This window comes from Cobetia sp. 5-11-6-3 (genome assembly GCF_013374055.1).
Taxonomy (GTDB): Bacteria; Pseudomonadota; Gammaproteobacteria; order Pseudomonadales; family Halomonadaceae; genus Cobetia; species Cobetia marina.
In genome coordinates, this window is the sequence record NZ_BLWJ01000005.1 from 229,648 (window position 1) to 253,044 (window position 23,397).

The following is a 23,397-nucleotide window of genomic DNA, read 5'->3' on the forward strand; positions in this document are numbered from 1 at the left end:
ACGACAACATCCGCCTCGCAGGGCAACACCGGCGCCGATGAGCGCCCGATGATCGAGCTCAAGGGCCTCAACAAGTGGTACGGCGACTTCCACGTGCTGCGTGACATCAACCTGAGCGTGCGCAAGGGCGAACGTATCGTCATCTGTGGCCCGTCTGGTTCCGGCAAGTCAACGATGATCCGCTGCATCAATCATCTCGAGGAGCATCAGGAAGGCGATATCGTGGTCAACGGCATGCCGCTGACCCAGGACATCAAGCAGATCGAGGCGATCCGTCGCAACGTCGGCATGGTGTTCCAGCACTTCAACCTGTTCCCGCATCTGACGGTGCTCGAGAACTGCTGTCTGGCGCCGATCTGGGTGCAGAAGCGGCCGCGCCGCGAGGCGGAAGCGGAAGCCATGAAGTACCTGGAGCGCGTGCGCATCGCCGATCAGGCCCACAAGTTCCCCGGTCAGCTGTCCGGCGGCCAGCAGCAGCGTGTCGCGATCGCGCGCTCGCTGTGTCTGAGCCCCGAGGTGATGCTGTTCGATGAGCCGACCTCGGCGCTGGACCCGGAGATGATCAAGGAAGTGCTGGATGTCATGGTCGAACTGGCCAATGAAGGCATGACCATGCTGTGCGTGACTCACGAGATGGGCTTCGCCAAGACCGTCGCCGACCGCGTCATCTTCATGGATCAGGGCCAGATCATCGAGGAGAACGCGCCGGAGCCGTTCTTCAACAACCCGCAATCCGAGCGGACTCAGCTGTTCCTCAGCCAGATTCTGGGACATTGAGGCCACGAACTGATCGGATGATGTAAGCCGAAAAAGACAACGCCCCGCGTGATTTCCATCACGCGGGGCGTTTTCGTGTGTGAGTCGCAAGGCAGTCAGTGGGTACTCACTCTTGCTGGGTCTCTGTGAATAAGGAGATCAATCAGAGGCTGGGCTCGGTGCGGCGTACTTCGCTGCTGCGGGTGTCTGGCAGCTCTTCATCGCTGCCCAGGCTTGGTTCCTGCGGCTTGGCAACGGCCTTGGGCGATGCAGCGGCAGGTGTATCGGCAGATGGCGCCATCGCCGCTGTGGCAGCGGGGGCGTCTTCGCCTTCGCGGGGCCAGGTGACACTGCGCGGCTTGCCGACCCAGCTGTCGTCATTGTCATGCACCGCCGGGCGGCGCGAGATGGAGCGCGTCACCAGCCCCGCGGCATCCAGCGCGTGATTGGCCCCGCGGATGCTCAGCAGGTGATGCGGCGCCATCAGCAACTCGAACAGCAGGCGCGTCATCACGAAGGCCAGCAGGAAACCGCCGACACCCTGCGCCAGTACCGGCCACTGCGCGACCAGCGAATTGTCAGGCCCGATGGGCGTCAGGTGCTGCAGCGTCCAGCCGCTGGCAGCCGCCAGCAATCCCAGCTGCAGCATCAGGTGAGCGGTGACCAGCACGCGCCGGGGCAGCGGGCGGCGCATCAGGAGCAGATTGCGCATCGAAACTTCTCCGAGAAAAGACCACAGGATGAGGGGAGCGGTGGCAGAAGGGCAGGCGGCACCCCGCGTTGGGCGGATGTTAGCACGCACTTCGCCATCGACGTCATGTCCGGGAGTCGCGACGGCCGTGTCGGTACTGGCGGTTCTGAAGGAGCGTCGCGTGCGGCTGGCGGGGTAAAGGAAAGGCCGGGCATGCCGATACAGAGGGCGGCACGTACCGATGATGACGCCGGTACACCGCATGCCTGCATGCCTTGCCACCGAGGGCAGACCGACGCGCTCTGCGCTGGTGCCCCCGGTCCCCTTCCCGATGGATTCGAACCAAGGAGTGGCGATGTTTGCCTCGTTACGTGCGCGCATCACGTTAGCCTGTGTGGCGATAGTGCTGGTGGCGCTGGTGGTCGTCAGCAGCCTGAATGCCTGGACCACGTTCCGCAATACGCATGCCGATGAGAGCGACTACCAGCAACAGGTGCTGAGATCGAATGCCGCCCAGCTGAGTCAGTGGTTCAGCGTGCATATCAATGCGGTGAGCGGCATTGCGGCCAGTAGCCTCGAGAGCTTCCCCGATGCCGCCTTGACCCAGGCGATGAAGCAGGGCGACTTCAGCAAGACCTATGTCGGCTTCCCGGATGGTCGTTTCCGTTACTTCGATGGTCGCCCGGGGCGGGCAGGGTATGACCCGCGCCAACGTGGCTGGTATCAGGCGGCGGTGGCGGCCGGCAAGCCCGTCATCACGGCGCCCTATGTCGGAGCCACCAGTGGCGAGCTGGAGATCAGCGTGGCGGCGCCGATCTATCGCGGCTCACGGCTGGTCGCCGTGGTCAGTGGTGATCTGCCGCTGGCGTTCATCACCCGGACGGTCGCCGAGCTCTCGCCGACGCCCAACAGCTTCGCCTTTCTGATCGACGATACCGGCACGCTGATCGCCCACCCGGATGATGCCTTGGTGCTCAAGCCGATGAGTACACTCGCAGCGGCCCTGACGCCCGAGACCCTGGCCAGCAGCAATCGCCTGGTGGCCGCTGGCCAGTCGGCACTGGTGGTCGATATCCAGCAGCGTGATTACCGCATGTTCAGTGCCGAGCTGGATTCGGCAGGGCTGGGAGACACCGGTTGGCGTCTGGCGCTGGCCCTGGATGTGGCGGACTCGGATGCACCGCTTTATGCCCAGCTGTGGACCACGCTGGCCATGACGCTGCTGGTGTTGCTGGGAGCCGCTGCCGTGATGTCGTGGATCGCCAACCGCAGTCTGCGCGGCCTGGCGCTGGTGCGTGATGCGCTGGTGGATATCGCCGCGGGCGAGGGCGATCTCACGCGACGCATTCAGGTCAGCGGGCGTGATGAAGTCGCCGAGATCGGCAATGCCTTCAATCGCTTCGTCTCGACTCTCAATGGCGTGCTCAGCGAGATTCGTCTCGCCAGTGGTGCGGTGCAGACCGCCGCCGCCGAGATCAGCCAGGGCAGCCAGGATCTGTCATCACGTACCGAGCAGGCGGCGGCCAATCTGCAGGAAACCTCGGCCTCGATGGAGCAGATCTCCGGTACCGTCGCCCAGTCCGCGGACTCCGCACATGAAGCTGACGGGCTGGCCAAGTCGGCCAGTGAGGTCGCGCGTCGCGGTGGCGAGGTGATCGGAGAGGTCGTTACCACCATGCAGGGCATCGACGACGACTCGCGCAAGATCACCGAGATCGTCAGTGTCATGGATTCCATCGCCTTCCAGACCAACCTGCTGGCATTGAATGCCTCCGTCGAGGCAGCCCGCGCCGGCGAGCAGGGGCGTGGCTTCGCGGTGGTGGCCGGTGAGGTGCGTACCCTCGCCCAGCGCTCTTCCGAGGCATCGCGGGAAATCGCCACGCTGATCAGCTCCGCCAATGAGCGCACGCGCAATGGTGCCGAACAGGTCAGGGTGGCCGGCAGCACCATGAACGAGATCGTCGCCAGCGTCATGCGTGTCAGTGAGGTGATCGGTGAGATCAGCCATGCCACCCAGGAGCAGAATCACGGTGTCGGACAGGTCTCCAGTGCCGTGGCCGAGCTGGACCAGGTGACGCAGCAGAATGCGGCGCTGGTCGAGGAATCCGCCGCGGCCGCGGATGCGCTTTCCGAGCAGTCGGCGCGTCTGGCCGAGATGGTGGGCCGCTTCCGTCTGGATGGCCCTGCGCAGCCGCCGGCAATGGCGCCGCGCAGCGCAGGCAACCTCTCCGCACAGGACTCCAGCCCCCGCGCTGCCAGACCCGTCGCATCGGAGGAGCTGGATTGGCAAGCCTGGTAAGGCCGTCAGCACGCGGGCCTGTCAGTCGCGAGTGACAGGCACCAGACGCCAGGACCGCCCTTCGGGGCGGTCCTGGCGTTTCTGGTTATCGGCGGTCTTGTCGATCTACAAGGAGAGCGGGCTGGGGGCGGTGTGCGGGAAATGAGCGGCAAGGGTTGAATGTGCGCAAGGGTGCCAGCATGTAGTCAATTGAAAGCGAAGCGATGATCGTCATTCTTCATCAACGACGCCTCACGAGAGACAGGGAGTGTGTAAATGGTTACTTACATCGTTGCTGCCGACGCCGCACGTGCACGTATCTTTGCCCGTGCCGCCGGCAAGGTCACCGAAGTGGAAAGCCTCGTACATCCTGAAAGCCGCCAGCATACCGGTGACTTGAGAACCGGTGGCAAGGGGGAATCCAGCGGCGGTCATGGCAGCCTGCATCAGACTGGCGATGATGGCGCGACCTCGGACAAGCATCAGGACTTCTTCGCCAAGGAAGTGGCGCAATATCTCAAGCAGGCGGCCAACGACGGCAAGTTTGATCAGCTGATCATCGCTGCCGCACCCAAGTTCCTCGGTGCGCTGCGTGACAAGCTCGACAAGCCGGTGGCCAAGCTGGTCAGCGAGACCGTCGACAAGGATCTCTCCCATGAGAGTGCCGACGACATCAAGCAGCGCTTCACTGGCCTGAATCACTGAAGTCGGTGACATGACGGCAGGGCGTTACACGGCCTGCTGAATCTGAAAGCACCGTCAGCGGACTCGCTGGCGGTGCTTGTGCGTTGGCGTCATGCAATATGGAGGGTAAGTGAGTGCTTGCGTACCTGCAGCCATTCTGCTTGATGGTCACGGTACCTGATGCATCTCGATCTCGTCGCTGCGTGAGGCGGAGCCACTCAGGGTGCGGCAGCTCGTCACGAACTCGCGCATGGCCTGGGTAATGAAGCGGTCGCGATGATGGACGAATCGATAGGCGCGAGTCAGCTCCAGCCATGGGGTGGGCAGCTCGACCAGGCTACCGCGCCGGAAGGCGTCTCGTAGCGCCAGTCGTGAAACGCAGCCGATTCCCAGGCCGGCCTCCACCGCGCGCTTTATCCCCTCGGTGTGCTCCAGTTCCATCATGATGTCGAGTCGCTGGGCCACGCTGTCCGAGGGACTCTCGAGGTGTGGGCGCAGTGCCTGTTCGAAGGTGCTGCGGGTGCCAGAGCCCCGTTCACGCATGATCCAGCGCGCCTCCAGCAGACGTGCGAGCGTCACCTCTCCTCGGGCCAGAGGATGCGAGGGAGCGCAGAAGATGCTCAGGCGATCACTTACCCAGTGCGTGGCTTCCAGCAATGGGTGCTCCACCTCGCCTTCCACCAGCCCGATATCGAGCTCGAAATGCGCCAGCTTCTCGATCAGCTGGTGGGTGTTGAGGACATGCAGCTCCACACGGCTGGCCGGATGATGCTCGAGGAAGCTGCCGACGATCTGGGGAGCCAGGTAGTTGCCGATGGTCAGGGTGGCGCCGATTTCCAGTGAACCGGTGGCATCCTGCTGGCCGAGCAGCTGCTCGAGTTCTTCCGCCTGATCCAGCAAGGCGATGGCCTTGGGAAGCAGTTCGCGGCCAAGGCCATTGAGGCGCAGGCGTTTGCCATGCCGGTCGAACAGGCGACAGTCGAACTGGCGCTCCAGTTCGGCCAAGGCCGTGCTGGCGGCGGACTGTGACATCGCGAGGCTTTCGGCTGCCAGCGAGACGTTGTCGTGGCGTGCCACGGCAACGAAGACCGCCAGTTGTCGCAGGCTGTAACGCATTCCGCCTCCTTGTGCATGCAGGCAGTGTCGAGAGGAGCTCGCTGGCCAGCGCAACACCCGGTTCGCGCTGCAATGTGAAGCAGGCCATTGCCGGGCTTGTAATGCGATTCATTCGCAATCAATATTGATAGTCTGGATAACCTATATCCAGATAAACCATTTAACGCATAACCCAACAGTGACTACAATCGCTGCATAGTTTATTGGGTCATAAGCTGTTATTTGCTTATTCCATAATAGAATGCTTGATTTCAAGGGGCGCGACCCCGGGAGGCCACCAGGTGAGCAGTCTGACCACTACCGAAGTCATCGACGTCCATCATTGGAACGACTCGCTGTTCAGCTTCCGCACCCAGCGGGAAGACAGCCTGCGCTTCAAGAATGGCCAGTTCGTGATGATCGGCCTGGAAGTCGAAGGCAAGCCGCTGATGCGCGCCTACTCGATCGCCAGCCCGAACTACGAAGAGCATCTGGAGTTCTTCTCCATCAAGGTGCAGGACGGCCCGCTGACCTCACGCCTTCAGCACCTCAAGCCGGGTGACCAGATCATGGTCTCGCGCAAGCCCACCGGAACCCTGGTGCTGGACGATCTGCTGCCGGGCGAGAATCTTTACCTGTTCTCCACCGGAACTGGCCTGGCGCCCTTCCTGAGCGTGATTCAGGACCCGGAGACCTATGAGCGCTATGACAAGATCATCCTGATGCACGGCGTGCGCCATGTCTCCGAGCTGGCCTATGCCGACATGATCGCGGAAGAGCTGCCCAAGCACGAGTACCTTGGGGAAGAGATCGCCGAGAAGCTGATCTACTACCCGACCGTGACGCGCGAGGAGTTCCGCAACCAGGGCCGCATCACGGATCTGGTCGAGAATGGCAAGCTGTTCGAGGACATCGGCCTGCCGCCGCTGGACCCGAAGCGTGACCGCGCGATGATCTGCGGCTCGCCGGCGATGCTCGACGACATCAGCGCCATGCTGGATGCCCGTGGCTTCGCCATCTCGCCGAAGATGGGTGTGCCGGGTGACTATGTGATCGAGCGTGCCTTTGTTGAGAAGTGAGCGTGTCGAGAAGTGATGCCCTGAGCATGAACCACGAGCATCACGCATGAACGGCACGTGCTGAAACGAAAAAACCGCAGGCCAATGGCCTGCGGTTTTTTGTGTGCTCATGTCACCCGTCGGGGCAGCACGTCATCGCCAGGGCTTGCACCAGGGGCTTAGACGGCGTCCTTGCCGGTCTCGCCGGTACGGATGCGAATGACCTGCTCCAGCGGCGAGACGAAAATCTTGCCGTCGCCGATCTTGCCGGTGTTGGCGACATTGGTGATCGCCTCGATCACGGAATCGATCATGGCGTCATCCACGGCGACCTCGAGCTTCACCTTGGGAAGGAAGTCGACCACATACTCGGCACCCCGATACAGCTCCGTGTGGCCCTTCTGGCGGCCAAAACCCTTGACCTCGGTCACGGTGATACCCTGGACGCCAATCTCGGACAGGGATTCGCGTACGTCGTCGAGCTTGAATGGCTTGATGATGGCAGTGACCAGTTTCATCGTCTCTCTCCTTGGGTGATGGTGCGGGTGGCGTTGCTGCTCGCCACGCCAGCCCCTATTGCTCAAGCATACACCGCTTATCCGGTCAGGAAAAAAGACTCCCGCCAGGTGGCGGGAGTCTTTGGGTGTCGCGTGAGTCTCGATCCTTGATTACTTGCGGCTGGAGGTGAATTCCGGATACGCCTCCATGCCACATTCCGCCAGATCGACGCCTTCGTACTCTTCCTCTTCGCTGACGCGCAGTCCCATGATGGTCTTGATGACCAGCCAGACCACGAAGCTTGCGATGAATACCCAGGCGAAGATGGACACGGCGCCCAGCAGCTGTGCGGAGAAGGTGGCATCGTCATTGGTCAGCGGCACTGCCATCAGACCCCAGAGACCGACCACACCGTGGACGGAGATGGCACCGACCGGGTCGTCGAGCTTGAGCTTGTCGAGGCCGACGATGGAGAACACCACCAGCAGGCCACCGACGGCGCCGATCAGGGTGGCAGCACCGACACTCGGTGCCAGCGGACCAGCGGTGATGGCGACCAGGCCAGCCAGGGCGCCGTTGAGGGCCATGGTCAGGTCAGCCTTGCGGAACCACAGGCGGGCGAGGATCAGGGCGGCGATGACACCCCCGCAGGCAGCGGCGTTGGTGTTGACGAAGACCTGAGCGACCGCGTTGGCTTCATCGATGTTGGACAGCACCAGCTCGGAGCCGCCGTTGAAGCCCAGCCATCCCAGCCACAGGATGAAGGTGCCCAGGGTCGCCAGCGGCAGATTGGAGCCCGGGATGGCGTTGATCTCACCGTTCTTGCCGTACTTGCCCTTGCGAGCCCCCAGCAGCAGCACGCCAGCCAGTGCGGCGGAAGCGCCTGCCATGTGCACGATGCCGGAGCCGGCGAAGTCACTGAAGCCCGCTTCGCTCAGGAAGCCGCCACCCCAGGTCCAGTAACCCTGGACCGGGTAGATGACGCCCGTCATGACCACGGCGAAGGCCAGGAAGGCCCACAGCTTCATGCGCTCGGCGACTGCACCGGAGACGATGGACATGGCGGTCGCCACGAACACCACCTGGAAGAAGAAGTCGGAACGCGCGCTGTAGTAGATGTCGCCACCGGAAGCGAGCGCTTCCTCAGCGGTATTCTCGGCGCCGATCAAGAAGCCCAGGCTCGGCAGGAAGCCGCCTTCGGCGCTTGAGTACATGATGTGGTAACCGACCACCATGTACATGGTGCAGGCGATGGCGAACAGCGCCACGTTCTTGGTCAGGATCTCGGTAGTGTTCTTGGCGCGTACCAGGCCAGCTTCCAGCATGGCAAAGCCGGCAGCCATCCACAGCACCAGGGCGCCACAGACCAGGAAATAGAAGGTATCAAGTGCGTACTTGACCTCGATGATCTCGTTCATGCGGGATTCTCCTTTATTATTGTGCGCGGGGCTCAGACAGCATCGGCGCCGCGTTCACCGGTACGGATACGGATCACGTCATCCAGCGGGGTGACGAACAGCTTGCCGTCGCCGATCTTGCCGCTGTTGGCTGCCTGGGTGATGGCGTCCAGCACCGTTTCCACACTGCTGTCATCAACAGCCACTTCAATCTTGACCTTGGGAAGGAAGTCGACGACATACTCGGCGCCGCGATACAGCTCGGTGTGGCCCTTCTGTCGCCCGAAGCCCTTCACTTCCGTGACCGTGATGCCTTGCACGCCGTTGTCGGCCAGCGCTTCACGCACGTCGTCCAGCTTGAAGGGTTTGATGATGGCGGTGATCAGTTTCATGTGCTGCCCCCGTTTGCTACCGCAATGATCTGTCATGTTGAGTGCGGCCAATCAGACACTGCTGGTGGCCTGTTCCTGACAAGTGCATCGCACGAGGTATGCCATGAGGTTAAAAAATCTTTAAATTCATCTAGTTGTGCTGAGGGAAAAAGCAGCTCCGCAGCAAGGCCAAAAATGACGGCAAGGAGAACGCCATGGCGATGCACCGCTTTGGTGCCTGAATTGCGGCTTTCGAGGTAGGAGATAGCGCTAATATGGTGCACAAGGGCCGGTGCCTGCCGTCGGTTGTGAGAGATTCGGGGTCGAGACATGCGTCAGGCCAGCGGGTTGCGTATCCTTGCAACATGACATGATGTCCCCCACGTTTCGGGGAGATCCTTTTCTCTGACCGACAGTCCCATGATGGGCCCGTCGGCTTGCAATGGCTGAGGTGGAGCATGTTCAAGAACGACGTCATCGGGCGTATGGCCCAGCAGATCGGTGAGCGCCTCCAGGACGCCTCGCACGGCCCGGAAGAGCTGCAGAAGTCCGTACAGGGCGTGATGCGCAGCGCCTTTGATCGCATGGAACTGGTGTCGCGCGAGGACTTCGACATCATGATGGATGTGCTGACGCGGACTCGCGGGCGTGTGGAGTCGCTGGAGAAGCAGGTCATCGCACTTGAGGCGCTGCTGGAGAAGCAGGGACTGGTGGCGGGTGCTGCGTCGACCACCGAGCCTGCCGTGGCGGTGGACGATGAGGGAGAGGCCGCGCTGGCAAAGCGGGAAGCCGCCAGCCACGCCGAGGAGATCGAGCGTCAACGCGACGCCTGAATGGCATGCTGCCAAAAAAACCGCCACACCCGTCGAGGTGTGGCGGTTTTTTTGTGTCCGTCGCATGAGGCGGGTGCCGGGCAGGTCAGACCGTCTGTGGACGAGACCCCATCAACCAGCGAACCAGGCCCACCAGAGATGCCACGATCCAGAACACCTCGATCACGAAGCTGGCGAGATTGAAGTTGATGCACAGGCTGATCAACAAGAGGATCGCCCCGCTCAGATTCATGAGGTTGTAGGTCAGGCTACGTGCATCGAGTCTGCCAATCTGCAGCAGAAAGAAGGCACCGACCACCAGAGAGGTGCCGAGCATGCCGATGATGTCCGCCATGGGTGCCAGCGAGGCAAGCATGTCTTGCATGGGGTGTTACTCCTGAAACAAGCCGAAGTCGTCCTGAATGGCTGGCCCTTTCCGTGGGTTGGACGATTCTCTGCCACCCTTGGGTGGCCTCCTTGAGACAGCTTGGCGGTTGTATCAGCAGGGCCGAGACAACCGATCAAATATACCAGCAGTCCCCCTCTTGAGGCACTCCTGTAGCGCCTGGAGTACCGCCTTGCATGTTCCATCAGCACTCTTCTGGTGCAGGCCCGAGGGCTTGTGATCAGCCAAGTGTTCCATGTCGCCAACTTCGTGAAATATCTGCTAGAACGCGCGTTATTTCATGGAAAAAGCCGGTTGATGGGCTATTTTCAACGTTCAGTCCGCATGAATGTCTCGAGCTGAACAGACACGGCAGCCAGTCCGGCGCATCGAAGGAGGCTGGCATTGGGTGGGGCCTGCGTGACTCTCGGGAAAGGCACTCCCTTCCCCCGCGCCTCTTCTCTTGAGCCCAGCCTCCTGAGTCATGCCAGAGCGTTTCTCCATTCACTTCTTCATGAACTTCTCCGTGAAACTCTTCATGAAGTTCATGCCGCGATGTCGTCGGGAAACGCTGCCGTTGGTTCATCGTGCGGGTGCCTCGCCCGTTCCGGGTGACGATATTGCCTCTCTGCCGCCTGTTTCGCCGGTCTGGCCGGGTGCTGGAGGAGGGCTGATGTCGCCCTCAGGTGTTGATTCAGAGTGTAATGCGTCACGCTTCGATGAGGTGGTGCGGCTCGGCGTCCATATCGATAGGGTTTTGCGTTGCCAGATGATGGATATTTGAGCGCTGGGAAATTCCCTGTCGAGGGGTTTATGTAATGTTATCCACAGTCGGTATTTTCCTTACGGATCCAGTAATTATAGGGGTTGGTGGCGTAATGAAAATTATGAAACGGGTGGCTGGAATCGCTGATAATACCGTTGCGGTGCAGTGAGGACATGCCGTGTCCGGCAGCGCGAGTGACATTTGAGGAGTGCCGCATCGCCAAGCGTTGAGTCGTGTGCACGCTGGCAGGTATGAGATTTGCCATGCTGGAGGAGATGGCACCGGTATCGTGCCCTCGCGCTCATGGCAGGCGGGTGCCTGCTCCGGATGGCACCGGTATCGTGCCCTCGCGCTCATGGCAGGCGGGTGCCTGCTCCGATTGCGCCGTGCAGCAGAGAGGCGGCATCACGCAGGGAAGACTCATGTCATTGGCAATGTTGCGCACGCGCGCATCTCTTGGTCTTGAAGCTCCGGAGGTGCAGGTAGAGGTACACCTCTCCAACGGGCTGCCGGGGCTCTCCATCGTTGGCTTGCCGGAAGCGGCGGTGAAGGAAAGTCGTGAGCGAGTGCGCAGCGCATTGCTCAATGCAGGCTTCGAGTTTCCAGCGCGCCGAATCACCCTCAATCTGGCCCCGGCTGACCTGCCCAAGGAGGGGGGGCGCTTTGATCTGCCGATCGCACTGGGCATCCTGGTGGCATCCGGTCAGGTGCCGGAAGAGGCCGTGGCGCAGATCGAGTGTCTGGGCGAGTTGGCACTCGATGGCAGCATTCGCTCCGTCACTGGCGTGCTGCCTGCTGCGCTCTGCTGTCGCAAGGCCGGGCGCACCCTGGTGGTGCCGCGTGGCAATGCCGATGAGGCCGCGCTGGCGGAACAGCTGGATGTGCTGTCCGTGGGCCATCTGCTGGAGTTGGTGGCGCACCTTCTCGGGCGTGAGAGGATCACGCCGCATGTCTGCTCCGTCACTCCTCAGGCGCGACTCCCGGAGCCGGACCTGAGCGAGGTGCGTGGCCAGCATCAGGCGCGGCGTGCGCTGGAGATTGCCGCTGCGGGAGGCCACAACCTGCTGTTCGCGGGGCCGCCGGGTACGGGCAAGACGATGCTGGCCAGTCGCCTCTCCGGCATTCTGCCGCCGCTGGGAGAAGCCGAGGCCCTGGAAGTCGCGGCGGTACGCTCGGTCTGCGGGATGCCGATCATGGAGCGCTGGGGTCAGCGGCCCTTCCGGGCGCCGCATCATACCGCCAGTGGTGTCGCGCTGGTCGGGGGTGGCTCCAGACCGCGTCCGGGAGAGGTGTCGCTGGCCCATCATGGCGTGCTGTTTCTGGACGAGCTGGCGGAATTTGATCGTGGTGTGCTGGAAGTGATGCGTGAGCCGCTGGAGAGCGGTCGCATCCTCATCTCGCGTGCCAGCCATCAGCGGCGCTTTCCGGCACGTTTCCAGCTGGTGGCGGCGATGAACCCCTGCCCGTGCGGCTATCTTGGTGACAGCCGTCGCAACTGCAGTTGCACGCCGGCCCAGATCCAGCGCTATCAGGCGCGCCTATCTGGCCCGCTGCTGGACCGTATCGATCTGCAGGTCGAGGTACCGGGACTGCCTGCCGAGGAGCTGACGTCCGCGACACCTGGTGAGGCCTCGGACGCAGTGCGCGAACGAGTGCTGGCGGCTCGCGCTCGCCAATTGGCCCGCGGCGGGCTCAATGCCCATCTCGACACCCATGCCCTGGAAGCCGCCTGCCAGCTGGAGGACGGCGAGCGTCAGTGGCTGGCCGGCGTGCTGTCGCGTCTCAATCTCTCGGCGCGTGCCTACCACCGGGTATTGCGTGTCGCGCTGACGTTGAGCGATCTCATTGCGCAGGATGGCGTGCAGCGGCCCCAGCTGATGGAAGCCATCGGCTATCGTCAGCTGGACCGAATGATGGGGAGAGATCCGGCCCGCCCGGGAGCGGAACAGCGCAGCGCCTGAGCACTGCCTGTCGGGCCGCGTCGCCCGTTCAGAAGGACGGGCTGTCCGCGCCGGGAATGCCCTCACGGATCAGGCGCGAGAAGTCGCCGTCCGGGTGCTCGTCGGCGGCGATGGCGGCAGGGTTGATCAGACTTCTGGCCTTGAGCTCGGCGAAGGGCGCGGCGTCACTGAGGGCATCCTGGTCCGCGACATATTTCGGCAGATAGCCGGAGAGCAGCAGCCGATAGTCCAGCGGCAGGCCGTCGGTGAGGCGCGTCATCATCGCGTAGACGAGGGTGGTGCAGTTGCTGGTGGCGGTGTTGTAGAAGCGTGGCTGAGTGCGCAATGTCTCGGCTTCGTCGACGTAGGCCAGCAGCAATTCGCGGATCAGTTCGCGCGGCATCTGCACCCGATAGAGATGCACCTGCTCCCCGCGCACGTTGCTGCGCACGCGGATGATGTCGCGCTCGTCAGCGGCGATCACCGCCAGTTCGTACTCCTTGAACATCCCGCCCAGTGTCGAGAAGGCCTCGTCACGCTCCTTGCGGATTTCCACCGAGAAGGCCAGATGGCGTCCATCGGCGAAACCGAAGCTGACCAGCGTATGAGCGATCTGCGGCCCCATCCAGTGACTGGTCAACAGATCCACCGAGGTCAGTTGATCCAGAGGATAGTCCCGACTCTCCCAGCGCGGCGTGTAATCCTCAGGCGTGCGCCACTCGAAGTTGCGCACCTGTTCGAGGTGCAGGATGTCATCTTGGCTGAGGCTCCCCTCGACCAGATGTTCGACCTCCGGCGCCCAGTCGCGGTCCGCACGCGGGGTGATGCTGTTCCACCAGCCGAGGCTGGCGACCAACAGCATCAGGTAGCTGCCCGCCAGTCGCCAGCGAATCGCATGGAGTTGCGGCCACCACAGCGCAATGACACAGATGAGGCTCAGCGCACCCGCGAGGACGGCCAGTGTCGTGCGAAGCCCCTCCGGTCCCGGCAGGCGGAACCACAGGGCAGGCATCAGCCACAGGCTCGCCCCCAGCAAGGCAAGGCTGGTGACGCTGCGGAGCACGATGCTGGTCAGGCTCATCGGCCGGCACTCATGCGCGATTCTCTTCGACGATGGCCTGCTCGAGACGCGCCAGTCGACCCGGCACCAGGCTGTCCTCCAGGGTCGAGATGCGCAGGATATGGCCGAGCGCCGGGTGAGGGGAGCGGGTGATCAGCACGCCCTGCGCCATCAGTTGCTGCTGAACCTGAGCGGCCCGCTCGGCGCTCTTGAGGCGCACGCAGAGGAAGTTGGTGGCACTGGGGAGGACGTCAGCCCCCAGCGAGCGCAGGTGCTCGGCAAGCTGATCACGAGACTGGATGACCGCGGCGACGTGAGTCGCGGCTTCTTCGGGATGCTCCAGCAGCAGCTCGCCGGCTGCCAGTGCCGGCGCGCTGACGGCATAGTGGATCCGAACCTTGGTCAGAAGGGCGAGATCCTCACGCTCGGCGATCATGAAGCCGAGACGCAGGCCCGCCAGTCCATAAGCCTTGGAGAAGGTGCGCAGCCGGAAGGTGCGGGCCATCGGGGCATTGTCGGCCTGCGCCGCATCGGGGCGGAAGTCGTGATAGGCCTCGTCCAGCAGCAGGCTGCAGTCCGCTGGGAGCGCATCACGCAGTGCTCGGACATCCTCATCCGAGTGCAGGTGTCCACTGGGATTGTCCGGGTTGGCGAGATAGACGACACGGGCCGCATGCTGACTTGCCGCCGCGGCGAGTGCGGCGAGATCCGGTGCCAGCTGGGCGGAGTGGGGGGCATCGTCAGAGGCATGGGCTTCGGTATATGGCACTTCAATGACCTCAGCACCGAGACCGCGCGCAAAGTACGCCAGTGTGGGGTAGGTGCCGGCACTGGTGATCACGCGCTCTCCCGCACAGATGGTGGCGCGCATCACCAGCGCCAGCAGGCTGTCGGCGCCGGCGTCGACCAGCAGCGTCTCGTAGGCGACGCCCAGGCGCTCGGCCAGTTGATGGCGCAGTTGCCAGGCATCGGCGTCCGCGTAGCTGCGGCTCAGGTCTGCCAGGGCATGGCCCAGCTCGCCGCCGAGTACCGCGTGGGGCATGTCGAGCCCTTCATTGGAGCCGTACTGATGCGGCAGCGCATGCCCCAGTCTGCGTTCCAGCGCCTTGATGCCGGGGAACGGGTTGTGCGGTCCCTCCTGATAAAGGTGGGCCAGGAAACGGCGGGGAGTGGCGGTAGTCATCTTGGCTCCAGAGGCGGTAACGGATGACGCCGGGAGGCAGGAGGTGGCCATGCGGCGTCAGAGAGTGAGTCGAGGAGACAGTGGGCGCTCAGGAGGCAGGTCGCGCACTGGCAAGGGCGTCAAGCGCCGCCTGATCGAAGGCGCCGCTGAGCGTGAATGTCCGGGTCTGCTGGCGCTCCGCGCTGAGACGGCGCACCAGCTCCAGTGTCAGCTGGTAGGGCTGCAGGGTGCGGTCGGAGAGCCTCAGGGGGCCACCGCTGGTATCCAGGCGTGCCACGAGGCGCCATTGCAGACTGTCGATGCCGGGGCGATCGTTGCTCCAGTTGAGCACCTGCGGGCCATCCTTGAGCGCCAGCAGGGCACGTGTCAGCGCTTCATTGAGTGCGCCGGGCTGCACCTCGAGACTGGCATCCACTTCAGGAGGTGCCAGCAGCAGGACCTGCTCGCCCAGTGGCGGGGTCCAGCTCTGCTCATCCAGCAGGCGGGCAGCACTCTGGCCCAGGCCATAGATGGGGTCGCGCTCCGCGCGTGGCACCTGATCCAGTCCCATGCAGCCGGTCAGACCGGTGATCAACATCAGGCTCGCCAGTGTTCGCAGCCCGCGACTCATTCGTGACATGCCGGGGCGCCTCCCCTGCCATCAGGGGCCTCAAGTTCCGGGCGCGGCGACAGCGCATCGAGGAAGGCATCCAGCTCGGCGAACAAGGCCGTGCGAATCGGCTCGGCCTCATTGACCAGATGATGCTGCGCCTCGGGGTGGCGATGAATCCGCGCGTTGGGGAACTTGCTGGCCAGCACGTCGAGATTCCACTGCCAGTCCACCGTGGTGTCCTGTTCGCCCTGCAGTATCAGGGTGGGTAGCGAGCAGGGCGGGAGGGCCTGCAGGCGTGGAATCCAGGCGCGCATGGCCGAGACCCACTTCACGGCGAGTCGATCCGCCTGAAGCGGGTCGTTGGTGCTCAGGAACTCGTAGAACGCCGCGTCATTGGTATTCGCGCGGTACTTGCGCGGAATGGAGTCGATGAAGGGGCGCGCCATGCTATGCAGCCAGCGGGACTGCGGCCACCCCCAGGGGCGGACCAGCGGGGCGAGCAGCGCGATTCCCTGCCAGCGCGAGTCACTGCCACGCATCAGGGCGTCGGTGGCCAGCACGGAGCCGCCGGTGCTCTGACCGATCCCGAACCAGGGATGCGGCGCCAGGTCGTGGACTTCCAGATACTCCTGAAACGCCTGCAGGCAGCCGACATAGTCACCGAAGTCATCGATGGAAGCCGGCTCGCCGGAGGACAGGCCATGCCCCGGCAGGTCCCACAGCGCGACCTGCCAGCCCTGTTTCAGCAGGTGGGCCAGCAGGTGTCGATACAGCGCGAGGTGATCGAAATATCCATGCACCACGAAGATGGTGCCGCGCGGTCTCGGGGGAGTCCACAGCTGTGCCCACAGACGAAAATCGCCAGCATCGAGGTGTCCGGCATGTACGGTGACATGTGCGCTGCGCAGTTCATCCAGGCCATAGTGGCTCAGGTAACAGGCCAGCGGGCTGGTCGTCTGACCGGGCAGACACTCAGGCAGACGAATGAAAGGGCCATAATCGAGCAGTGCGCTGAAGTCGGGCATGGTGATCTCCATAATGCTGCCATGCTAGCGGCTGGAGCTGTCGTGAGCCATAGGAAAAAACAGTGTTTCTTCATACAAGGGCTGCGTGTCGCGAACTGCCAGCATTCGTCATGCCATTTCCAGAACACGGTAATCCGGTTTCAGCCTCTTGTTCATTGGTCAAAGCCCCGCTTCCGCCAGCCACGGCATCGGGTATGGTGAAGTGATCCACAACCGCCCGGCAGATGATTCATTCCACGTACGGTTCGTCAGTTGATATTCGTTTCCAGGGAGAGCACACGCATGACCGATCGCATTCAACTTGAACGTCTGGCCATTGATGCCGGACTGCACCGCTTCATCGAGGAGGAAGCGTTGCCCGGTTCCGGTATCGCCTCGGCCGACTTCTGGTCCGGCGTCGATGCGTTGCTGCACGATCTGGCGCCACGCAATCGCGAGCTGCTGGAAACGCGCGAACAGCTGCAGGCCAGCATCGACCAGTGGCACCGTGAGCATCCCGGCAAGGTCGAACTGCCCGCCTACAAGGCCTTCCTGAAGGAGATCGGCTACCTGGAAGACGAGCCGGCCAGTGTCGAGGCCACCACCGCCAACGTGGACAGCGAGATCTGCCAACAGGCAGGACCGCAGCTGGTCGTGCCGGTGATGAATGCCCGGTACGCCCTGAACGCCGCCAATGCGCGCTGGGGCTCACTCTATGACGCCCTCTACGGCACCGACGCGATCAGTGATGACGATGGCGCCGAGCGCGGCAAGGACTACAACCCGGTGCGGGGTGCCAAGGTGGTGGCCTACGCACGCCAGGTGCTGGATACCATCGCGCCGCTGGCTGGCGGTACGCACCATGACAGCGAGGGGTACTCCATTCGTGACGGCCACCTGCTGGTGCGGGTCGGCGGGCGTGACCTGAGCCTCAAGTCGCCGGAACGCTTCCTCGGCTATCGCGGCGACGAAAGCGCGCCAAGCGCGATCATCTTCGCGCACAACGGGCTGCACGCGGAGCTCGTGATCGATGCCGAGCACCCCATCGGCAAGACCGACCCCGCCAACGTCAGTGACCTGATCATGGAGGCTGCGCTCTCCACCATCATGGACTGCGAGGACTCGGTGGCCGCGGTGGATGCCGACGACAAGGTGGCCGTCTATCGCAACTGGCTGGGCCTGATGAAGGGCGATCTGACCGAGACGCTGGAGAAGAAGGGTCGCCAGATGACGCGCAGGCTGAATGCGGACCGTGAATACACCGGCGCCGATGGCACCACCCGCGTGCTACATGGTCGCTCGCTGATGCTGATCCGCAACGTGGGCCATCTGATGACCAACCCGGCCATCCTGCTGGAAGATGGCAGCGAGGCGCCGGAAGGCATCATGGATGCCATCTTCACCAGTCTGATCGCGCTGCATGACCTCAAGGGTGACAAGGACAGCCGTGGCGGTATCTGCAACTCGCGCACCGGCTCCGTCTACATCGTCAAGCCCAAGATGCACGGTCCGTCCGAGGTCGCCTTCGCTGACGAGCTGTTCTCGCGTGTCGAGCAGCTGCTGGGCCTGCCGAATGCCACGCTCAAGATGGGCATCATGGACGAGGAGCGTCGTACCACCGTCAACCTCAAGGCCTGCATCGCCGCGGCCAGCTCCCGTGTGGCCTTCATCAATACCGGCTTCCTGGATCGCACCGGTGACGAGATGCACACCTCGATGGAAGCTGGTCCGATGCTGCGCAAGGGCGACATGAAGGGGGCGGCCTGGATTCAGGCCTATGAGAAGTGGAACGTGGATATCGGGCTGGAATGCGGTCTGCGGGGTCGCGCCCAGATCGGCAAGGGCATGTGGGCGATGCCGGACCTGATGGCGGCGATGCTGGAGCAGAAGATCGGCCATCCCCGCGCCGGTGCCAATACCGCCTGGGTCCCGTCACCGACCGCGGCCGTGCTGCATGCGCTGCATTATCACCAGGTTTCGGTGAAGGACGTGCAACATGACCTGCTCAGTCGCCCGCGCGCCAGTCTCGATGACCTGCTGACCATTCCGCTGGAGCTTGATCCCCAGTGGAGTGCCGAGGAGATCCAGGCCGAGCTGGACAACAACGCCCAGGGGATTCTCGGCTATGTGGTGCGCTGGATCGATCACGGCACCGGTTGCTCCAAGGTGCCGGACATTCACGATGTCGGCCTGATGGAAGACCGCGCCACGCTGCGCATCTCCAGCCAGCACATCGCCAACTGGCTGCATCATGGCATCGTCGACAACGCCCAGGTGCAGGACACGCTGGAGCGCATGGCGGGCGTGGTGGATCGTCAGAACGCTGCGGATCCCAGCTATCAGGCGATGACGGCGGATCTCGAGGGCTCCATCGCCTTCCAGGCTGCCTGCGAGCTGGTGTTCCAGGGACGAGTGCAGCCGAGTGGCTATACCGAGCCGGTACTGCATCGGCGCCGCCTTGAGAAGAAGCAGCAGGCTCACTGAGGCAGCGTCAGCGCTGCGCCATGAGCGTGGCACTGCGGATGCGGATCTTGGACATGCACGACGGCGGCTCTCGAGCCGTCGTCGTGCTTTCTGGCGATGCCATATTTCCCGAGGCGGCATTTGACGCTAGCCTTGCCCCCAGTAGCGCGCAACCGTACGATCAGCGCCCGCTCAGCCACTGCAGCGCCTGAAACGCGATGGTGTGGCGATCCCTGGTCACCACGCCTGTGTGTGTCGGTGCCACCAATCTGTCGTAGTCATCCTGTCGAGGAGAACGTCATGCCCGTCATGCACGCTGCTGCCATCGAGGACTTTCTCGATGATGTCTTCCCCCAGCGCCTGGGCACCATAGAAGCCGTGGGGGATGGCTGGGCCACCATGGGACTGGCCATCGAGGACGAGCATCTGCGTCCCGGAGGCAGCGTCTCCGGTCCGGCGATGATGGCGTTGGCCGATGTCTGTCTGTATGTCGCGATCCTGGGGGAGATCGGCCCGGAGCCGATGGCCGTGACCAGTGATCTCAACATCCATTTCCTGCGCCGTGCCCGCGGTGACCGGGATCTGATGGCCACCGCACGCCTCCGCAAGCTCGGGCGGCGTCTCGCCGTGGGCGAGATCGAACTGTTCAGCCATGGCGACACGGACCCGGTCGCTCTCGTGACCGCAACCTATGCCTTGCCGGATCGCGATGACTAGCGGCAGGTGGTGGGGGGGGATCGCCCCGCTACAGCTTGTTGGCATCCTTTTCCTCGCTGCCGCGCTGACGCCAGCCGGTGACGGCCAGGCTCAGCCAGCCTGCGATCAGCAGCAAGCCACCGATGGGCGTGATGATGCCCAGCTGGGTGCGCGCCGTGGTGGCCAGCGCATACAGTGAACCGGAAAACAGCAGCATCCCGGCCGCCCACAGCCCCAGCGTCAGCATCTGCCCGCGCAGGGGCTGCACCGAGCGCCAGGCCAGCACGCCGACCGCCGCCAGCACGTGCCACATCTGATAGCGCACGCCGGTCTCGAAGACGCGCAGCATGTCCGCGCTCAGAGTGCCGCGCAGGCCATGACTGGCGAAGGCGCCCAGCGCGATGGTGGACATGCCGGCCAGGCCCATGGCCAGCCACCAGTGGCGGGAGTGGGAGTCGTTGTGACGCATAGAGAGAAGATTCCTTGAGGGCAGGTGGCGAGGGCATATCGTACCGACGATGTTGTGCCTACGCCTGTCCACGTAAAGCCGCTACAATGGCGGCCTCTTTTCGCGGGAGGACAGCATGCAGATACAGCTAAACGGTGAAGATCATGTGGTGGCGGATGCCATGACAGTCGCCGCTCTGGTCGAGAGTCTCGGACTTCAGGGCCGCCGCCTGGCAGTCGAGCGCAACGAGGACATCGTGCCACGTAGCGCTCACGCCGACACCCTTCTGGAGGCCGGTGATCGCATCGAGATCGTCCACGCCATCGGTGGTGGTTGAACGTCCCGCTGCCAGGGTCGATAGCTTTCACTTCACGCTCGCTCACGTCCAGCTCGATGAGGTCATCATGACAGACAGTTCTGCCCAGACGCTTAACGCCCCCGTCACCCAGGTCGCCGGTGACAGTCCGCTGGTCGTCGCCGGTCGCGAGTTCTCCTCGCGCCTGCTGGTCGGCACCGGCAAGTACAAGGACATGGATGAGACCCGTTCCGCCATCGAGACCTCCGGCGCGGAAGTGGTCACCTTCGCGGTGCGTCGCACCAATCTGGGCCAGAATGCCGATGAGCCGAATCTGCTCGACGTGCTGTCGCCCAGTCGCTATACCTTCCTGCCCAATACCGCCGGTTGCTACAACGCGCGTGACGCGGTGCGTACCTGCAAGCTGGCGCGTGAACTGCTGGATGGCCACAATCTGGTCAAGCTGGAAGTGCTGGGCGATCAGGACACGCTGTATCCCAATATCGTCGAGACCCTCAAGGCCGCCGAGGAGCTGGTCGCCGATGGCTTCGACGTGATGGTGTATACCTCCGACGACCCCATCGTCGCCCGTCAGCTCGAGGGAATCGGCTGCTGCGCCATCATGCCGCTGGGCTCGCTGATCGGCTCCGGCCTCGGCATCCTCAACCCGCATACCCTGTCGCTGATCATCGAGCGCGCCAACGTGCCGGTGCTGGTGGATGCCGGGCTGGGCACGGCGTCCGAGGCGGCCTTCGCGATGGAGCTCGGCTGTGATGGCGTGCTGATGAACAGCGCCATCGCCCATGCTCGCCAACCGCTGCTGATGGCGGACGCCATGCGCCAGGCCGTGATCTCCGGCCGTGGTGCCTTCCTGGCGGGACGCATGCCGACTCGCCTGACGGCGCGCGCTTCCTCGCCGGGTGCCGGCCTGATCACCGGCTGACCTCCTGAATCATTCGAATCCGATGCTCGCGCATCGCTCATGCAAAGACCAAGACGACCCCATGACTGACGAGACTTCCAAGCCGCAGGACGACACGTCCACTTCTGCTCCTGCTGACGATGCGCAGCAAGAGAGTGTGCAGAACGAGAGCGTGCAGAACGAGAGCGTACAGAACGAAAGCGCGCAAGCGATCCCTTCCGTGGCGGATGAAGCCGTCGCCCGCAAGCGTGGCATCAAGAGCTACGTGATCCGCGGTGGGCGCATGACACAGGCCCAGACCCGCGGGCTCGAAGAGGTCTTCCCGCGCCTTGGTCTGCGTCACGAGCAGGGCGAGCTGGACCTCGAGGCGCTGTTCGGTCGCCGTGCGCCGCTGGTGATCGAGGTCGGCTTCGGCATGGGCAAGTCGCTGTGCGAGCAGGCTCAGGCCAATCCGGGCACCGACTTCATCGGGATCGAGGTGCATGCCCCGGGTGTCGGCAAGCTGCTGGATGATGTCGACAAGCTGGGTCTGACCAATCTGCGCGTCTATCGTCACGATGCATTGGAAGTGCTGGCTGACTGCGTGCCGGCAGGGTGTGCCGACACCTTCCAGCTGTTCTTCCCGGACCCGTGGCCGAAGAAGAAACACCACAAGCGTCGCATCGTGCAGCCGGCCTTCGTCGAGCTGGTGCGTCGTGTGCTCAAGCTGGGCGGTCACTTCCACATGGCCACCGACTGGGAGAACTACGCCGAGGCCATGGCCGAAGAGATGGCCGAGGCACCGGGCTTCGTCAACACGGCTCCGGCCGAGAGCGCCCCCTATGTGCCGCGTCCGGATTTCCGTCCGCTGACCAAGTTCGAGCAGCGCGGTGAGCGTCTCGGTCACGGCGTGTGGGATCTGATCTTCGTCAAGCAGGACTGATTCGCGCCTCGTGCGCAGTGGCGGCATCATCACGATGCTGCATCGCGGCCGCCTTCGGGTGGCCGCTTGCGTCTGAGACCCGCCGCTTTTGCCTTTCTCTTCCCACCTCGTCCCGAGAGCTGATGACCATGACGACGCCCACCCCTGAGCCGGCTGACCGGCCGACCATGACGCCACTGACGACCCTGACCTGTCCACTGGATGCCCAGCGGTTGATGCGAGATGGCCAGAGCTGGTGCTGCGCCGATGGCCATCGCTTCGATATCGCGCGTCAGGGGCACGTCAATCTGCTGCCGGTGCAGCGCAAGCGCAGTCTGGACCCCGGCGACAGCAAGGCGATGGTCAGCGCTCGCCAGCGGCTGTTCGCCCTCGGTGGCTATCAGCCCCTCGCCTCGGCGCTGGCACGACGAGTGCTGGCGCTGGCAGGGCAGGCAAGTGCGTTGGCCGTGCTGGATGCCGGCTGTGGGGAAGGCTTCTATCTGCGTCAGCTGGCAGGCGCTGCCGATGAGCAGCAGCTCTCGCTGACGGCGGCGGGACTGGATATCTCCAAGCACGCGGTGCTGGCGGCAGCGAAGCAGTCACGCGATGCCGCCTGGTTGGTGGGCACCAACGCGGCACTGCCGTTGGAAGACGCCTGTGTGGATGTGGTGATCTGCGCCTTCGGCTTCCCCGTCTGGCAGGAGTTCGCGCGTGTGCTCAAGCCCGGGGGCCATGTGGTGCTGCTAGAGGCGGGAGCCGAGCACCTGCTGGCGTTGCGCAGAATTCTCTACCGGGAGCTGAAGCCCGCGCGTGGCGAGGCCGGGGTGATGGCCGCTGAAGCCGCAGGTTTCGTGGTGGAGGGGGAGGTCGAGCATCTGCATGCAGGGCTTTCATTGACCAGCAATGAGCAGATCCGGGATCTGCTGACCATGACCCCGCATCTGTATCGTGCCGAGCGTGATGGTCTGGCACGAGCCGAAGCCATGACGGCCTTGGCGGTCGAGCTGCACGCGGAACTGAGGGTGTTCACGCGCGAGGAGGCACAAGGCGCGGCGTAAATAGAAATTCTTCGCATTTGGCTTGCAAAAGCAAATGAGAATGA

At 63.5% G+C, this 23,397-nt stretch carries 24 protein-coding genes; 13 read left to right on the top strand and 11 right to left on the bottom strand.

The genetic code is table 11. From position 1 onward, the window contains the following. Positions 1-48 precede the first annotated feature (48 nt). Complete coding sequence (locus HXS66_RS10740; RefSeq protein WP_043331784.1) at positions 49-777, top strand: amino acid ABC transporter ATP-binding protein; 729 nt, start codon at positions 49-51, stop codon at positions 775-777. A 142-nt stretch (positions 778-919) separates the two neighbouring features. Here HXS66_RS10740 and HXS66_RS10745 read toward each other — a convergent pair whose 3' ends face one another. Beyond that, a complete protein-coding gene (locus HXS66_RS10745) occupies positions 920-1,468 on the bottom strand; it encodes a hypothetical protein (protein WP_176503530.1) in 549 nt (182 codons plus the stop codon). Positions 1,469-1,802: 334 nt separating this feature from the next. On the opposite strand from HXS66_RS10745, the gene HXS66_RS17455 reads away from it, so the two are divergent. Together HXS66_RS17455 and HXS66_RS10755 are read left to right on the top strand one after the other, a co-directional pair. Further along, positions 1,803-3,746 (top strand): methyl-accepting chemotaxis protein, encoded by a 1,944-nt coding sequence (locus HXS66_RS17455; RefSeq protein ID WP_255303206.1) that lies wholly within the window; start codon positions 1,803-1,805, stop codon positions 3,744-3,746. A gap of 255 nt (positions 3,747-4,001) precedes the next feature. Next, on the top strand, positions 4,002-4,430 hold the full coding sequence (locus tag HXS66_RS10755) for a host attachment protein (RefSeq protein WP_176503531.1): 429 nt from the start codon (positions 4,002-4,004) through the stop codon (positions 4,428-4,430). Between the two features lie 147 nt (positions 4,431-4,577). Here the strand turns inward: HXS66_RS10755 and HXS66_RS10760 are convergent, their stop codons facing one another. Next, on the bottom strand, positions 4,578-5,525 hold the full coding sequence (locus HXS66_RS10760; protein ID WP_077379622.1) for a LysR family transcriptional regulator: 948 nt from the start codon (positions 5,523-5,525) through the stop codon (positions 4,578-4,580). 281 nt (positions 5,526-5,806) lie between these two features. On the opposite strand from HXS66_RS10760, the gene HXS66_RS10765 reads away from it, so the two are divergent. After that, positions 5,807-6,583 (top strand): ferredoxin--NADP reductase, encoded by a 777-nt coding sequence (locus HXS66_RS10765; RefSeq protein WP_077379620.1) that lies wholly within the window; start codon positions 5,807-5,809, stop codon positions 6,581-6,583. 158 nt (positions 6,584-6,741) lie between these two features. Here the strand turns inward: HXS66_RS10765 and glnK are convergent, their stop codons facing one another. The 3 genes from glnK to HXS66_RS10780 form a co-directional block, all read right to left on the bottom strand. Next, positions 6,742-7,080, bottom strand: coding sequence for a P-II family nitrogen regulator (gene glnK / locus HXS66_RS10770; protein WP_024951507.1), 339 nt, complete (start codon positions 7,078-7,080; stop codon positions 6,742-6,744). A 150-nt stretch (positions 7,081-7,230) separates the two neighbouring features. Then, a complete protein-coding gene (locus HXS66_RS10775; RefSeq protein ID WP_077379618.1) occupies positions 7,231-8,478 on the bottom strand; it encodes an ammonium transporter in 1,248 nt (415 codons plus the stop codon). 32 nt (positions 8,479-8,510) lie between these two features. Further along, positions 8,511-8,849 carry a P-II family nitrogen regulator gene (locus HXS66_RS10780; protein ID WP_065392452.1) on the bottom strand — a complete coding sequence of 113 codons (339 nt, stop codon included), beginning with the start codon at positions 8,847-8,849 and terminating at the stop codon, positions 8,511-8,513. A 437-nt stretch (positions 8,850-9,286) separates the two neighbouring features. On the opposite strand from HXS66_RS10780, the gene HXS66_RS10785 reads away from it, so the two are divergent. Further along, on the top strand, positions 9,287-9,661 hold the full coding sequence (locus HXS66_RS10785) for an accessory factor UbiK family protein (RefSeq protein ID WP_077379616.1): 375 nt from the start codon (positions 9,287-9,289) through the stop codon (positions 9,659-9,661). A gap of 85 nt (positions 9,662-9,746) precedes the next feature. Here HXS66_RS10785 and HXS66_RS10790 read toward each other — a convergent pair whose 3' ends face one another. Continuing rightward, entirely contained in the window at positions 9,747-10,025 is a 279-nt protein-coding gene (locus HXS66_RS10790; RefSeq protein ID WP_205632716.1) for a hypothetical protein, read from the bottom strand. A 526-nt stretch (positions 10,026-10,551) separates the two neighbouring features. Between HXS66_RS10790 and HXS66_RS10795 the strand changes: the two genes are divergently transcribed. Both HXS66_RS10795 and HXS66_RS10800 read left to right on the top strand, forming a co-directional pair. After that, a complete protein-coding gene (locus tag HXS66_RS10795; protein WP_176503532.1) occupies positions 10,552-10,809 on the top strand; it encodes a hypothetical protein in 258 nt (85 codons plus the stop codon). Between the two features lie 404 nt (positions 10,810-11,213). After that, the gene (locus HXS66_RS10800; protein WP_077379610.1) at positions 11,214-12,752 is read left to right on the top strand and encodes a YifB family Mg chelatase-like AAA ATPase; all 1,539 of its coding nucleotides are present in this window, start codon (positions 11,214-11,216) and stop codon (positions 12,750-12,752) included. Positions 12,753-12,780: 28 nt separating this feature from the next. Here the strand turns inward: HXS66_RS10800 and HXS66_RS10805 are convergent, their stop codons facing one another. From HXS66_RS10805 to HXS66_RS10820, 4 genes are all read right to left on the bottom strand, one after another. Next, positions 12,781-13,812: a DUF4105 domain-containing protein gene (locus HXS66_RS10805; RefSeq protein WP_176503533.1), complete on the bottom strand. Its 1,032-nt coding sequence runs from the start codon at positions 13,810-13,812 to the stop codon at positions 12,781-12,783. A gap of 10 nt (positions 13,813-13,822) precedes the next feature. Further along, positions 13,823-14,974: a histidinol-phosphate transaminase gene (locus HXS66_RS10810; protein ID WP_176503534.1), complete on the bottom strand. Its 1,152-nt coding sequence runs from the start codon at positions 14,972-14,974 to the stop codon at positions 13,823-13,825. Between the two features lie 88 nt (positions 14,975-15,062). After that, positions 15,063-15,593 carry a hypothetical protein gene (locus tag HXS66_RS10815; protein WP_176503535.1) on the bottom strand — a complete coding sequence of 177 codons (531 nt, stop codon included), beginning with the start codon at positions 15,591-15,593 and terminating at the stop codon, positions 15,063-15,065. Beyond that, on the bottom strand, positions 15,581-16,591 hold the full coding sequence (locus tag HXS66_RS10820; protein ID WP_176503536.1) for an alpha/beta hydrolase: 1,011 nt from the start codon (positions 16,589-16,591) through the stop codon (positions 15,581-15,583). The genes HXS66_RS10815 and HXS66_RS10820 overlap by 13 nt, the downstream gene beginning before the upstream one ends. A 282-nt stretch (positions 16,592-16,873) precedes the next feature. Between HXS66_RS10820 and HXS66_RS10825 the strand changes: the two genes are divergently transcribed. Continuing rightward, positions 16,874-19,054 (top strand): malate synthase G, encoded by a 2,181-nt coding sequence (locus tag HXS66_RS10825; protein ID WP_176503537.1) that lies wholly within the window; start codon positions 16,874-16,876, stop codon positions 19,052-19,054. Between the two features lie 279 nt (positions 19,055-19,333). Beyond that, positions 19,334-19,750: a PaaI family thioesterase gene (locus tag HXS66_RS10830; protein WP_077379595.1), complete on the top strand. Its 417-nt coding sequence runs from the start codon at positions 19,334-19,336 to the stop codon at positions 19,748-19,750. A 28-nt stretch (positions 19,751-19,778) separates the two neighbouring features. Here HXS66_RS10830 and HXS66_RS10835 read toward each other — a convergent pair whose 3' ends face one another. Continuing rightward, positions 19,779-20,198 (bottom strand): DUF423 domain-containing protein, encoded by a 420-nt coding sequence (locus tag HXS66_RS10835; protein ID WP_084209510.1) that lies wholly within the window; start codon positions 20,196-20,198, stop codon positions 19,779-19,781. A gap of 115 nt (positions 20,199-20,313) precedes the next feature. Between HXS66_RS10835 and thiS the strand changes: the two genes are divergently transcribed. From thiS to HXS66_RS10855, 4 genes are all read left to right on the top strand, one after another. After that, positions 20,314-20,514, top strand: coding sequence for a sulfur carrier protein ThiS (thiS, locus tag HXS66_RS10840; protein ID WP_176503538.1), 201 nt, complete (start codon positions 20,314-20,316; stop codon positions 20,512-20,514). Positions 20,515-20,581: 67 nt separating this feature from the next. Beyond that, positions 20,582-21,415 carry a thiazole synthase gene (locus tag HXS66_RS10845; protein ID WP_176503539.1) on the top strand — a complete coding sequence of 278 codons (834 nt, stop codon included), beginning with the start codon at positions 20,582-20,584 and terminating at the stop codon, positions 21,413-21,415. A gap of 61 nt (positions 21,416-21,476) precedes the next feature. Beyond that, positions 21,477-22,316 carry a tRNA (guanosine(46)-N7)-methyltransferase TrmB gene (trmB, locus tag HXS66_RS10850; protein WP_176503540.1) on the top strand — a complete coding sequence of 280 codons (840 nt, stop codon included), beginning with the start codon at positions 21,477-21,479 and terminating at the stop codon, positions 22,314-22,316. A 128-nt stretch (positions 22,317-22,444) separates the two neighbouring features. Next, positions 22,445-23,353, top strand: a complete 909-nt coding sequence (locus HXS66_RS10855; RefSeq protein WP_255303207.1) for a putative RNA methyltransferase — start codon at positions 22,445-22,447, stop codon at positions 23,351-23,353. Positions 23,354-23,397: the final 44 nt, after the last annotated feature.

Excerpts from the sequence above, each read along its gene's own strand:
- HXS66_RS10825 (WP_176503537.1), top strand. The coding sequence starts at position 16,874 with ATGACCGATCGCATTCAACTTGAACGTCTGGCCATTGATGCCGGACTG.
- HXS66_RS10845 (WP_176503539.1), top strand. The coding sequence starts at position 20,582 with ATGACAGACAGTTCTGCCCAGACGCTTAACGCCCCCGTCACCCAGGTC.
- HXS66_RS10835 (WP_084209510.1), bottom strand. The coding sequence starts at position 20,198 with ATGCGTCACAACGACTCCCACTCCCGCCACTGGTGGCTGGCCATGGGC.
- thiS (WP_176503538.1), top strand. The coding sequence starts at position 20,314 with ATGCAGATACAGCTAAACGGTGAAGATCATGTGGTGGCGGATGCCATG.
- HXS66_RS10855 (WP_255303207.1), top strand. The coding sequence starts at position 22,445 with ATGACGACGCCCACCCCTGAGCCGGCTGACCGGCCGACCATGACGCCA.
- HXS66_RS10805 (WP_176503533.1), bottom strand. The coding sequence starts at position 13,812 with ATGAGCCTGACCAGCATCGTGCTCCGCAGCGTCACCAGCCTTGCCTTG.
- HXS66_RS10775 (WP_077379618.1), bottom strand. The coding sequence starts at position 8,478 with ATGAACGAGATCATCGAGGTCAAGTACGCACTTGATACCTTCTATTTC.
- HXS66_RS10815 (WP_176503535.1), bottom strand. The coding sequence starts at position 15,593 with ATGTCACGAATGAGTCGCGGGCTGCGAACACTGGCGAGCCTGATGTTG.
- HXS66_RS10785 (WP_077379616.1), top strand. The coding sequence starts at position 9,287 with ATGTTCAAGAACGACGTCATCGGGCGTATGGCCCAGCAGATCGGTGAG.
- HXS66_RS10760 (WP_077379622.1), bottom strand. The coding sequence starts at position 5,525 with ATGCGTTACAGCCTGCGACAACTGGCGGTCTTCGTTGCCGTGGCACGC.
- HXS66_RS10800 (WP_077379610.1), top strand. The coding sequence starts at position 11,214 with ATGTCATTGGCAATGTTGCGCACGCGCGCATCTCTTGGTCTTGAAGCT.
- glnK (WP_024951507.1), bottom strand. The coding sequence starts at position 7,080 with ATGAAACTGGTCACTGCCATCATCAAGCCATTCAAGCTCGACGACGTA.
- HXS66_RS10740 (WP_043331784.1), top strand. The coding sequence starts at position 49 with ATGATCGAGCTCAAGGGCCTCAACAAGTGGTACGGCGACTTCCACGTG.
- HXS66_RS10830 (WP_077379595.1), top strand. The coding sequence starts at position 19,334 with ATGCCCGTCATGCACGCTGCTGCCATCGAGGACTTTCTCGATGATGTC.
- HXS66_RS10745 (WP_176503530.1), bottom strand. The coding sequence starts at position 1,468 with ATGCGCAATCTGCTCCTGATGCGCCGCCCGCTGCCCCGGCGCGTGCTG.
- HXS66_RS17455 (WP_255303206.1), top strand. The coding sequence starts at position 1,803 with ATGTTTGCCTCGTTACGTGCGCGCATCACGTTAGCCTGTGTGGCGATA.
- HXS66_RS10790 (WP_205632716.1), bottom strand. The coding sequence starts at position 10,025 with ATGCAAGACATGCTTGCCTCGCTGGCACCCATGGCGGACATCATCGGC.
- HXS66_RS10755 (WP_176503531.1), top strand. The coding sequence starts at position 4,002 with ATGGTTACTTACATCGTTGCTGCCGACGCCGCACGTGCACGTATCTTT.
- trmB (WP_176503540.1), top strand. The coding sequence starts at position 21,477 with ATGACTGACGAGACTTCCAAGCCGCAGGACGACACGTCCACTTCTGCT.
- HXS66_RS10810 (WP_176503534.1), bottom strand. The coding sequence starts at position 14,974 with ATGACTACCGCCACTCCCCGCCGTTTCCTGGCCCACCTTTATCAGGAG.
- HXS66_RS10820 (WP_176503536.1), bottom strand. The coding sequence starts at position 16,591 with ATGCCCGACTTCAGCGCACTGCTCGATTATGGCCCTTTCATTCGTCTG.
- HXS66_RS10780 (WP_065392452.1), bottom strand. The coding sequence starts at position 8,849 with ATGAAACTGATCACCGCCATCATCAAACCCTTCAAGCTGGACGACGTG.